The sequence below is a fragment of the Pseudomonas graminis genome (assembly GCF_013201545.1).
Classification (GTDB): domain Bacteria; phylum Pseudomonadota; class Gammaproteobacteria; order Pseudomonadales; family Pseudomonadaceae; genus Aquipseudomonas.
Window position 1 is genome coordinate 1,139,190 of the sequence record NZ_CP053746.1, and the last position, 10,811, is coordinate 1,150,000.

9 protein-coding genes, 4 tRNA genes and 2 rRNA genes (1 of these 15 only partly in view) are annotated in these 10,811 nt (G+C 54.5%); all 15 read right to left on the reverse strand.

The annotated features are described in order from the left end of the window. Positions 1 to 51: 51 nt before the first annotated feature. Positions 52 to 4,125: a DNA-directed RNA polymerase subunit beta gene (gene rpoB / locus FX982_RS05210; RefSeq protein ID WP_074891745.1), complete on the reverse strand. Its 4,074-nt coding sequence runs from the start codon at positions 4,123 to 4,125 to the stop codon at positions 52 to 54. A gap of 221 nt (positions 4,126 to 4,346) precedes the next feature. After that, positions 4,347 to 4,712: a 50S ribosomal protein L7/L12 gene (rplL, locus tag FX982_RS05215; protein WP_019409897.1), complete on the reverse strand. Its 366-nt coding sequence runs from the start codon at positions 4,710 to 4,712 to the stop codon at positions 4,347 to 4,349. A 78-nt stretch (positions 4,713 to 4,790) separates the two neighbouring features. Further along, positions 4,791 to 5,291, reverse strand: coding sequence for a 50S ribosomal protein L10 (rplJ, locus tag FX982_RS05220; RefSeq protein WP_172609876.1), 501 nt, complete (start codon positions 5,289 to 5,291; stop codon positions 4,791 to 4,793). Between the two features lie 197 nt (positions 5,292 to 5,488). Beyond that, complete coding sequence (gene rplA / locus FX982_RS05225) at positions 5,489 to 6,184, reverse strand: 50S ribosomal protein L1 (protein WP_122536823.1); 696 nt, start codon at positions 6,182 to 6,184, stop codon at positions 5,489 to 5,491. Continuing rightward, positions 6,184 to 6,615 carry a 50S ribosomal protein L11 gene (rplK, locus tag FX982_RS05230; RefSeq protein WP_037017696.1) on the reverse strand — a complete coding sequence of 144 codons (432 nt, stop codon included), beginning with the start codon at positions 6,613 to 6,615 and terminating at the stop codon, positions 6,184 to 6,186. Before rplK ends, rplA begins: the two co-directional genes overlap by 1 nt. A 119-nt stretch (positions 6,616 to 6,734) precedes the next feature. Then, positions 6,735 to 7,268, reverse strand: coding sequence for a transcription termination/antitermination protein NusG (gene nusG, locus FX982_RS05235; protein ID WP_003317113.1), 534 nt, complete (start codon positions 7,266 to 7,268; stop codon positions 6,735 to 6,737). Between the two features lie 9 nt (positions 7,269 to 7,277). Further along, complete coding sequence (gene secE / locus FX982_RS05240) at positions 7,278 to 7,646, reverse strand: preprotein translocase subunit SecE (RefSeq protein WP_037017694.1); 369 nt, start codon at positions 7,644 to 7,646, stop codon at positions 7,278 to 7,280. A gap of 44 nt (positions 7,647 to 7,690) precedes the next feature. Further along, a tRNA-Trp gene (locus tag FX982_RS05245) sits at positions 7,691 to 7,766 on the reverse strand. Positions 7,767 to 7,941: 175 nt separating this feature from the next. Further along, a tRNA-Thr gene (locus FX982_RS05250) sits at positions 7,942 to 8,017 on the reverse strand. A 26-nt stretch (positions 8,018 to 8,043) separates the two neighbouring features. Beyond that, a tRNA-Gly gene (locus FX982_RS05255) sits at positions 8,044 to 8,117 on the reverse strand. Between the two features lie 27 nt (positions 8,118 to 8,144). Next, positions 8,145 to 8,229: transfer RNA gene (locus tag FX982_RS05260), tRNA-Tyr, on the reverse strand. A 142-nt stretch (positions 8,230 to 8,371) separates the two neighbouring features. After that, positions 8,372 to 8,809 carry a hypothetical protein gene (locus tag FX982_RS05265; protein WP_172612988.1) on the reverse strand — a complete coding sequence of 146 codons (438 nt, stop codon included), beginning with the start codon at positions 8,807 to 8,809 and terminating at the stop codon, positions 8,372 to 8,374. Between the two features lie 61 nt (positions 8,810 to 8,870). Further along, a complete protein-coding gene (gene birA / locus FX982_RS05270; RefSeq protein ID WP_172609877.1) occupies positions 8,871 to 9,827 on the reverse strand; it encodes a bifunctional biotin--[acetyl-CoA-carboxylase] ligase/biotin operon repressor BirA in 957 nt (318 codons plus the stop codon). Between the two features lie 188 nt (positions 9,828 to 10,015). Next, positions 10,016 to 10,131 (reverse strand): 5S ribosomal RNA (gene rrf / locus FX982_RS05275). Between the two features lie 146 nt (positions 10,132 to 10,277). Beyond that, a 23S ribosomal RNA gene (locus FX982_RS05280) occupies positions 10,278 to 10,811 on the reverse strand; it runs 2,356 nt beyond the window's last position.

A 10,811-nucleotide genomic window follows, 5' to 3' on the forward strand; every position in this document is an offset into this window, starting at 1 on the left:
TGGCGGAGCAGAGGGCAGTCATACCGACCCACCCTCGATTCGCGTCACGTGTTATTCGGTTTCCAGATCGATATCGATACCGAGCGAACGGATTTCTTTGATCAACACGTTGAAGGACTCGGGCATGCCCGGCTCCATACGGTGATCGCCGTCCACGATGTTCTTGTACATCTTGGTCCGGCCGTTCACGTCGTCCGACTTCACTGTGAGCATTTCTTGCAGAGTGTACGCCGCGCCATATGCTTCCAGCGCCCAGACTTCCATCTCCCCGAAACGCTGACCACCGAACTGAGCCTTACCACCCAGCGGCTGCTGGGTAACCAGGCTGTACGAACCAGTGGAACGCGCGTGCATCTTGTCGTCCACCAAGTGGTTCAGCTTCAGCATGTACATGTAGCCAACGGTGACCGGACGCTCAAACTTGTTACCGGTACGGCCGTCGAACAGCTGCATCTGGCCACTGTCCGGCATGTCCGCCAGGCGGAGCATTGCCTTGATTTCGGATTCCTTGGCCCCGTCGAATACCGGGGTAGCCATCGGAACGCCGCCACGCAGGTTCTTCGCCAGATCCAGAATTTCCTGATCAGACAGGTCATCAAGATTTTCCTGACGGCCGCCAATCTCGTTGTAGATCTCGTTCAAGAACTTGCGCAGCTCAACAACTTTACGCTGCTCTTCGAGCATGCGGTTGATCTTCTCGCCCAACCCTTTAGCCGCCAGGCCCAGGTGAGTTTCGAGGATCTGACCGACGTTCATACGCGAAGGTACACCCAACGGGTTGAGGACGATATCTACCGGCGTACCGTTGGCATCGTGCGGCATGTCTTCAACCGGCATGATCACGGAGACCACACCTTTGTTACCGTGACGACCGGCCATCTTGTCGCCCGGCTGGATGCGGCGGCGGATCGCAAGGTAGACCTTGACGATCTTCAGCACCCCTGGGGCAAGGTCATCGCCCTGCTGCAGCTTGCGCTTCTTGTCTTCGAACTTGTCGTCCAGCAGACGGCGGCGATCAACGATGTACGCCTGAGCTTTCTCGAGCTGCTCGTTCAGCGCATCTTCGACCATGCGCAGCTTGAACCACTGACCATGCTCCAGACCATCCAGAACTTCATTGGTGATTTCCTGGCCTTTCTTCAGGCCGGCACCACCTTCAGCAGTACGACCCACTAAAGCGGAACGCAAACGCTCGAAAGTTGCGCCTTCAACAATGCGGAACTCTTCGTTCAGATCCTTGCGGATCTCGTCGAGCTGGCTCTTCTCGATGGACAGCGCACGAGCATCACGCTCAACGCCATCACGAGTGAAGACCTGGACATCAATGACGGTGCCTTTGGTACCAGTAGGTACGCGCAAGGAGGTGTCTTTAACGTCGCTGGCTTTCTCACCGAAGATTGCGCGCAGCAGCTTCTCTTCCGGCGTCAGCTGGGTCTCGCCTTTCGGAGTGACCTTACCTACCAGAATGTCACCAGCGCCGACTTCCGCACCCACATAAACGATACCGGCTTCGTCCAGCTTGTTAAGTGCTGCTTCACCCACGTTAGGGATGTCAGCAGTGATCTCTTCAGGCCCAAGCTTGGTATCACGCGCCACACAGGTCAGTTCCTGAATGTGGATCGTGGTGAAACGGTCTTCCTGAACAACACGCTCGGACAGGCAAATGGAGTCTTCGAAGTTGAAGCCGTTCCACGCCATGAACGCGATGCGCATGTTCTGACCCAACGCCAGTTCACCCATATCGGTGGACGGGCCGTCGGCCATGATGTCGCTGCGCTGAACCCGATCACCCTTGCTCACCAGCGGACGCTGGTTGATGCAGGTGTTCTGGTTCGAACGTGTGTATTTGGTCAGGTTGTAGATGTCGACACCGGCTTCGCCTGTCTCAACTTCGTCATCTGCAACACGAACCACGATACGGCTAGCGTCAACCGAGTCAATCACGCCGCCACGACGGGCCACGACGCAAACGCCGGAGTCACGCGCAACGTTACGCTCCATGCCAGTACCAACCAGCGGCTTGTCAGCGCGCAGTGTTGGAACAGCCTGACGCTGCATGTTCGAACCCATCAACGCACGGTTGGCGTCGTCGTGCTCAAGGAACGGGATCAGCGATGCTGCAACGGAAACAACCTGCTTCGGCGAAACATCCATCAGGGTGACGTCTTCCGGCGCCTTGACGGTGAACTCGTTCAGGTGACGAACAGCAACCAGCTCGTCGATCAGGATCTTCTTGTCGTTCATTGCCGCAGATGCCTGGGCAATGACGTGATCCGCTTCCTCAATGGCTGAGAGGAAAACGATTTCGTCAGTTACCAGAGCGTCCTTAACCACACGGTACGGGCTCTCGAGGAAGCCGTACTGGTTGGTGCGCGCGTATGCCGCCAAGGAGTTGATCAGACCAATGTTCGGACCTTCCGGCGTTTCAATCGGGCATACACGACCGTAGTGAGTCGGGTGTACGTCACGAACTTCAAAGCCGGCACGCTCACGCGTCAGCCCACCAGGGCCGAGTGCAGAGACACGACGCTTGTGAGTGATCTCGGACAGCGGGTTGTTCTGGTCCATGAACTGGGAAAGCTGGCTGGAACCGAAGAACTCTTTCACCGCCGCCGCAACAGGCTTGGCGTTGATCAGGTCCTGAGGCATCAGGCCTTCGCTTTCTGCCATCGACAGACGCTCTTTAACCGCACGCTCAACACGCACCAGACCTACACGGAACTGGTTCTCGGCCATCTCGCCTACGCAACGAACGCGACGGTTACCGAGGTGATCGATGTCATCGACGATGCCTTTACCATTACGGATGTCGACCAGGGTCTTCAGCACTGCAACGATGTCGTCTTTGTGCAGGACGCCCGAACCTTCGATCTCGGTACGACCGATACGACGGTTGAACTTCATCCGACCTACAGCCGACAGATCGTAGCGCTCAGGACTGAAGAATAGGTTGTTGAACAAGGTCTCGGCGGCATCCTTGGTAGGTGGCTCGCCAGGACGCATCATCCGATAGATTTCGACCAGGGCTTCAAGCTGGTTGCCGGTCGAGTCGATCTTCAGGGTGTCGGAGATAAAAGGACCGCAGTCGATGTCGTTCGTGTACAGCGTCTCGATGCGAACAACCTGAGCCTTGGCAATTTTTGCCAGGATCTCGGTATTCAGCTCGGTATTGCACTCGGCAATGATCTCACCCGTCGCTGGGTGCACGATCGCCTTGGCGCTGGTGCGGCCAATAACGTAGTCGAGCGGAACCTCAAGGGTCTTGATGTTCGCTTTTTCGAGCTGGTTGATATGACGGGCAGTAATACGACGGCCTTGCTCAACAATCACCTTGCCCTTGTCGTCCAGAATATCCAGAACGGCAATTTCGCCACGCAGGCGCTGAGGCACCAACTCCAGATTTAGGTTCTCGCCCTGAACGTGGAATACGTTGGTGGTGTAGAAAGCATCCAACACTTCTTCAGTGGTGTAACCCAATGCACGGAGCAAAACCGATGCAGGGAGTTTGCGGCGACGGTCGATACGTACGAAGACACAATCCTTCGGATCGAATTCGAAGTCCAGCCACGAACCACGGTAAGGAATGATGCGAGCCGAGTACAACAGTTTGCCAGAACTGTGCGTCTTGCCGCGGTCGTGGTCAAAGAACACGCCCGGAGAACGGTGCAGCTGGGAAACGATCACTCGTTCGGTACCGTTGATAACGAAGGTACCGTTCTCAGTCATCAGGGGGATTTCACCCATGTAGACTTCTTGCTCTTTGATGTCCTTGATCGCTTTATTCGACGATTCTTTGTCGAAAATGATCAGGCGTACTTTTACCCGTAGAGGTACGGCGTACGTCACACCGCGGAGCACGCATTCCTTGACATCAAAAGCCGGTTCGCCCAGACGATAACCCACATACTCCAAAGCAGCATTGCCGGAGTAGCTGATGATCGGGAAAACAGATTTGAAGGCCGCATGCAGGCCCACGTCGCGGAACTGATCTTTAGTCGCTCCCGCTTGCAAGAATTCACGATACGAATCCAGCTGGATGGCCAGGAGGTAAGGCACATCCATGACGTCCGGCAACTTGCTAAAGTCCTTGCGGATACGTTTTTTCTCAGTATATGAGTAAGCCATCAGCGTTCCCCAGCTTGGTCACCTGCTTGTTTGGCTCCTCCCGACGGGAGCAGCCAGAAAAATCTTGCGAACCCCATGGTTCGCGCCACCGTTCAAGGTGGGTAGATCACGTAATCAGCGCTAACCGAATCAGCTGCCAACAACGGAAAAAGGCCGGTGGCAGAAGCCACCAGCCATCAGCCTTTCGCTTAACGCTTGGGCTGGAAACGCAAAGTCGATGCTTACTTCAGCTCGACTTTAGCGCCTGCTTCTTCCAGGGTAGCCTTGGCTTTGTCAGCAGCGTCTTTAGCTACTGCTTCCAGGACCATTGCTGGAGCGCCGTCAACGACTGCCTTGGCTTCTTTCAGGCCCAGACCGGTCAGTTCACGAACTGCTTTAATGACGTTAACTTTCTTCTCGCCAGCTTCCAGCAGCATGACGTTGAATTCGGTTTGCTCTTCAACAACGGCAGCAGCAGCAGCTGGGCCAGCGGATGCAGCAGCAGCGCTAACACCGAATTTTTCTTCGAATGCTTTGATCAGCTCTACAACCTGCAGAACGGACATTTCAGCTACGGCGTTGAGGATATCGTCTTGAGAGATAGACATGACTCTAATTCCTGAATTGGGGGACGGCCTACGCGACCATCGAAATAAACAAAAATACGCGAGAGAAAGTGCCTGCCCTTAGGCTGCAGCGGCTTCTTTCTGTTCGCGGATGGCCGCCAGAGTACGAGCGAGCTTGCTGGTAGCGCCTTGAATCACGCTCATCAGCTGCGAAATCGCTTCGTTGCGGGTCGGCAATGTTGCCAGTACGTCGATCTGATTAGGTGCGAGGAACTTGCCCTCGAACGCAGCTGCCTTGATCTCGAACTTATCCTGACCTTTAGCAAACTCTTTGAACAAACGGGCAGCAGCACCTGGATGTTCGTTGGAGAAGGCGATCAAGGTCGGGCCGGTGAACACATCGTTGAGAACACTGTATTCAGTGTCAGCAACGGCGCGCTTGAGCAGGGTGTTACGTACGACACGTACGTAAACGCCAGCTTCACGAGCCTCTTTACGGAGTCCGGTCATCGCGCCTACCGTCACACCGCGGGCATCAGCCACAACAGCAGACAGAGCGACTTTGGCAGCCTCGTTGACTTCAGCGACGATGGCCTTCTTGTCTTCGAGTTTAATTGCCACGGGTTTAACTCCTGCTTGTTACCGTTTCATCTGACCTGAGCCGGATGTCGTTTTGGTGTCTGATTCGGTAAGGAACCGGGAGCACCATCTGCGTAGGCTTGTGGTTTAAGGCTTTCGCCGCCTACGGTCTTGGATAGCCCCCGCCAGGCAGGGACCCCAATTTTCGCAATGACGCGGTTACCCGCGCCATGCCAGTCTTACGCGTCCAACGAACCTTGGTCGATGACCAAGCCTGGGCCCATAGTGGTGCTCAGTGTTACGCGCTTAACGTAGATACCTTTCGAGGAAGCTGGCTTGATACGCTTCAGATCAGCGATCAGAGCTTCAACGTTCTCACGCAGCTTGTCTGCATCAAAGCCGACCTTGCCAACGGAGGTATGGATAATGCCGTTTTTGTCGGTGCGATAACGAACCTGACCAGCCTTGGCGTTTTTCACGGCAGTGGCTACGTCTGGAGTAACGGTACCGACTTTAGGGTTAGGCATCAGGCCGCGCGGGCCGAGGATCTGACCCAGCTGACCAACAACACGCATTGCGTCCGGGGAAGCAATCACGACGTCATAGTTCAGGTCGCCGCCTTTCATTTCAGCAGCCAGATCGTCCATGCCAACACGATCAGCGCCGGCAGCCAGAGCAGCTTCAGCAGCTGGACCCTGAGTAAATACTGCGACACGAACGGTCTTGCCAGTGCCGTGAGGCAGCACGGTGGCGCTACGTACGACCTGATCGGATTTACGAGGATCAACACCGAGGTTCACAGCGACGTCTACAGACTCGCTGAACTTCACTGTCGACAACTCAGCCAGAAGAGCAGCGGCTTCGTTGAAGTTATAAGATTTGCCAGCTTCGACTTTGGAAGCGATAGCTTTTTGGCGCTTAGTCAGCTTAGCCATTACACACCCTCCACGTTAAGGCCCATGCTACGAGCAGAACCGGCGATGGTGCGCACGGCGGCGTCCATATCAGCAGCGGTCAAGTCGGCATTTTTTGCCTTGGCGATTTCTTCCAGCTGAGCACGGGTTACTGTGCCAACTTTTACGGTGTTCGGACGAGCCGAGCCGCTGGTCAAGCCAGCTGCTTTTTTCAGCAGTACCGAAGCCGGGGTGCTTTTGGTTTCAAAGGTGAAGCTGCGGTCACTGTAAACAGTGATGATCACAGGAGTCGGCAAACCTGGCTCAATACCCTGAGTACGGGCGTTGAACGCTTTGCAGAATTCCATGATGTTCACGCCGTGCTGACCCAGTGCAGGACCAACAGGCGGGCTCGGGTTAGCCTGAGCGGCTTTCACTTGAAGCTTGATGTAAGCGGTAATCTTCTTGGCCATGAGGCACTCCAATTACGGGTTCTAGCGCCTCGAAAGGCTCCCCGGTTACTTGCGCGTTTATCCCGGTGACGAAAAAACCCCACAGCCCAGGGCTGCGGGGTATGGGATTCTGAGTTCAGTTACGCCTTTTCGACCTGACTGAACTCCAGCTCCACCGGAGTGGAGCGTCCGAAAATGAGCACCGCCACTTGGATTCGGCTCTTTTCGTAATTGACTTCTTCGACAGTACCGTTGAAATCAGCAAACGGACCATCTGTAACACGGACGACTTCGCCCGGCTCGAACAGAGTTTTTGGCTTCGGCTTGTCGCTGCCATCAGCAACGCGACGCAGAATTGCCTCAGCTTCTTTATCGGTAATAGGGGCCGGCTTGTCTGCCGTGCCACCGATGAAACCCATGACACGAGGAGTATCCTTGACCAAGTGCCAAGTGCCCTCGTTCATGTCCATCTGGACAAGCACATAGCCAGGGAAGAATTTGCGTTCACTTTTGCGTTTCTGGCCGTTACGCATTTCCACTACTTCTTCAGTAGGGACCAGAATCTCGCCGAAGCCATCTTCCATGCCTGCAAGCTTTACACGCTCAACCAGTGAGCGCATGACATGCTTCTCGTAACCCGAGTAGGCATGCACTACGTACCAACGCTTAGCCACGGGACACCCTTAGCCGACAATCAAGGAAACAAGCCAGCCGAGCAGGGAATCTAAACCCCACAACAGCAGCGCCATGACGAGAACCACTGCAACCACGATCAAAGTGGTCTGGGTAGTCTCTTGACGCGTAGGCCACACGACTTTACGAATCTCAGCGCGAGCTTCTTTGGCCAAAACAAAGAAAGCCTTACCCTTCCCCGTCTGCAGAGCCACATAGGCTGCCACGGCGGCGATCACAAGCAGGGCAAGAACGCGATACAGGATTGGCTGCGCGGAGTAGTATTGATTTCCAACGACACCCACGACTACCAGAAGCACTACTACAAGCCACTTCACGAGATCAAAACGGGAGTCTTGGGCTTCAGCCTTTGGATTCATCTACTAAAATCCTGTGAAAAGAAAGCCAGATACTTTGGAGAATCTGGCAGGTCAGGAGGGAATCGAACCCCCAACCTACGGTTTTGGAGACCGTCGCTCTGCCAATTGAGCTACTGACCTAAAAGCAAAATCAGGCCGAACATTATGCGGACCTGACAGGAAGATTTCAACAGCAACTCGACAACTGCGATTGTGCACGTCGACTCACTGCGGCGCCACCTCACCAAGACCTTGAAAACCTTGGCATTCGCAGCGCCTAAAACAAAGGCAGATACTCACATATCTGCCTTAGTAATGGAGCTCTTGAGCGGATTTGAACCGCTGACCTCACCCTTACCAAGGGTGTGCTCTACCAACTGAGCTACAAGAGCAAAACACATTGCACAACCAGAAAACTTGGAGCGGGTAGCGGGAATCGAACCCGCATCATCAGCTTGGAAGGCTGAGGTTCTACCACTAAACTATACCCGCTGAGCTTTGCTGCTTACGCTCAAAATATGGTGGAGGGGGAAGGATTCGAACCTTCGAAGTCGTAGACGTCAGATTTACAGTCTGATCCCTTTGGCCGCTCGGGAACCCCTCCTAAGCGAGGCAGCATTCTATATCATGCCACCCTTCTGTCAATCTTTTTCTCAATAAAAACTTGAGGTTACAAGCATTGACCATCGCTACATCAGTACCTATCAGTTGATCTGCACTGCGAAGCGGGCGCCATTCTATTCAAACTAATCTGCGGTTGCAATGCCTTCACATGACATTATTTCTTTTTTTAGCATGGGGAAATCCCGGCGGAGCTCGGCGATTAGCACATCGCTCACCAGCCGCCTACTCGCAGGCGCAATTTTCAGCCAATACCCGCCGCCTTGATGATCCAGGCGCCTACCGAGGCGAGTGTCAATATCCAATGCAACCAGGCGCTGCTCGAGAAGCATAATTTCAGCCTGCCTGGCGGTACCGCCCAGGTAGAGGCATTGCTCTTGGTCTGCAGCGATGCGCGCGTTAGCACCATCCAATCCCGACTCGCTAAGCAGCCGAATATCCTGGCCATATGCTCTATGAGTCAGCACCGGCTCGACCTCTTTGGGGCGCAGCGGCGCATCCTGCTGATGCCAGACAAAATAAAGACCGTTCAACATGAGCAACAACAAAAATGCCCAAGGCATACCCACCTCATAATCGATATGCATTCGGATGCATGCCTACCTATTAACTCCGATTTCTACCCTAATTCCCCTGAAGCCTCAGACTCACCTCCCCCCCGCTGAAGTGCTCCTCACGACCACCTACCTTCAGCCTTAGCGCCCCGTCATCACCAACCCCCAGGACAACACCCTGAGTGATCGTCGCTCCCGCAGTGAGAGCGACCACAAGCCCTTGCCACAAGTGCTTCTCCTCCCAATCTCTCCGGTAGGCCGCGAAGCCCTTTTCCTGATGACCAGCGAGATATGCGCTGAGATTCCGACTTAGCGCGCAAGCAACCTTGTTCCGGTCCTGGACGAGCCCCAACTCCAGAGCCAATGAAGTCCAAGGCTGGTCTACGTTACTGGATTCACGCATATTGACGTTGATGCCGATACCAATTATCACATGACATACATTGGCAGGATCGCCGGTTATCTCAAGCAGCACTCCAGCAAGTTTCTTACCGCCGACCAGAATGTCATTGGGCCATTTCAGCCCCGCAGTATCGATACCGAGCTCTCTAAGCGTATCTACCACAGCAAGTCCTACTAGAAGACTCAGGCCATCCAGGCGACGCGTCCCGCCATCCATACGCAAGGCGAGGCTGTAGTAGAGATTTTCAGCAAAAGGACTTACCCAATGACGGCCACGCCTGCCGCGACCAGCCGTCTGCTGCTCTGCGAGAACCAAGCAAGGAAGTTCAGCGTCTGAATTGGCCACTCGCATGGCTTCAGCATTAGTTGAGTCGATCGTTTCGTGAATCCTGCACGCCCAGCCCAACCCCATATGCTCACGACGCAGAGCCTCATCATCCAACAATGACAGCGGCGAGGCCAACCGGTAGCCACGACCGCGCACCTTGTAAACCTCTATACCCAGGTCAGCCTGGACCTGCTGTAGCTTCTTCCAGACGGCACTCCGGCTGACACCCAGCGCAAGCCCCAGATCCTCACCGGAGTGAAACGCCCCGTCTTCAAGTAGCTTTAGCAATGTATGCATGAGTCAGAGTGCCTGGCAGTAAGACGCGCATGATAGCCATACAGCTGACCCACGCAAGTGTAAGTTTCAAGGCCCAAGCCGCCGGCAAGGCAGCTAGAGGACTGATTAATTGTGAGAGGTGGTTGATAGATTTTCACGCGCAAAAACAAAACCCCATCTGCTTTCGCAGATGGGGTTTCGGAATTTAATCTTGACGATGACCTACTCTCACATGGGGAAACCCCACACTACCATCGGCGATGCATCGTTTCACTGCTGAGTTCGGGATGGGATCAGGTGGTTCCAACGCTCTATGGTCGTCAAGAAATTCGGGTACTGACTCGTCCTCTCGAACGCTTCAGCAAATCGGGTATGTGATCAAGGTGCAGCTTGTGTGTTCGCAAACTTTCGTCTTCATGCGTCTTCACACACCGCAATCTGCTGTCTCTCTGCAGATTGCTTGGGTGTTATATGGTCAAGCCTCACGGGCAATTAGTATTGGTTAGCTCAACGCCTCACAGCGCTTACACACCCAACCTATCAACGTCGTAGTCTTCGACGGCCCTTCAGGGAACTCAAGGTTCCAGTGAGATCTCATCTTGAGGCAAGTTTCCCGCTTAGATGCTTTCAGCGGTTATCTTTTCCGAACATAGCTACCCGGCAATGCCACTGGCGTGACAACCGGAACACCAGAGGTTCGTCCACTCCGGTCCTCTCGTACTAGGAGCAGCCCCTCTCAAATCTCAAACGTCCACGGCAGATAGGGACCGAACTGTCTCACGACGTTCTAAACCCAGCTCGCGTACCACTTTAAATGGCGAACAGCCATACCCTTGGGACCGGCTTCAGCCCAGGATGTGATGAGCCGACATCGAGGTGCCAAACACCGCCGTCGATATGAACTCTTGGGCGGTATCAGCCTGTTATCCCCGGAGTACCTTTTATCCGTTGAGCGATGGCCCTTCCATACAGAACCACCGGATCACTAAGACCTACTTTCGTACC

What these genes read in the sequence shown, in the direction of transcription:
- rplK (WP_037017696.1), bottom strand. Translation starts at nt 6,615, where the DNA reads ATGGCCAAGAAGATTACCGCTTACATCAAGCTTCAAGTGAAAGCCGCT.
- rplA (WP_122536823.1), bottom strand. Translation starts at nt 6,184, where the DNA reads ATGGCTAAGCTGACTAAGCGCCAAAAAGCTATCGCTTCCAAAGTCGAA.
- FX982_RS05265 (WP_172612988.1), bottom strand. Translation starts at nt 8,809, where the DNA reads ATGCCTTGGGCATTTTTGTTGTTGCTCATGTTGAACGGTCTTTATTTT.
- birA (WP_172609877.1), bottom strand. Translation starts at nt 9,827, where the DNA reads ATGCATACATTGCTAAAGCTACTTGAAGACGGGGCGTTTCACTCCGGT.
- rpoB (WP_074891745.1), bottom strand. Translation starts at nt 4,125, where the DNA reads ATGGCTTACTCATATACTGAGAAAAAACGTATCCGCAAGGACTTTAGC.
- secE (WP_037017694.1), bottom strand. Translation starts at nt 7,646, where the DNA reads ATGAATCCAAAGGCTGAAGCCCAAGACTCCCGTTTTGATCTCGTGAAG.
- rplL (WP_019409897.1), bottom strand. Translation starts at nt 4,712, where the DNA reads ATGTCTATCTCTCAAGACGATATCCTCAACGCCGTAGCTGAAATGTCC.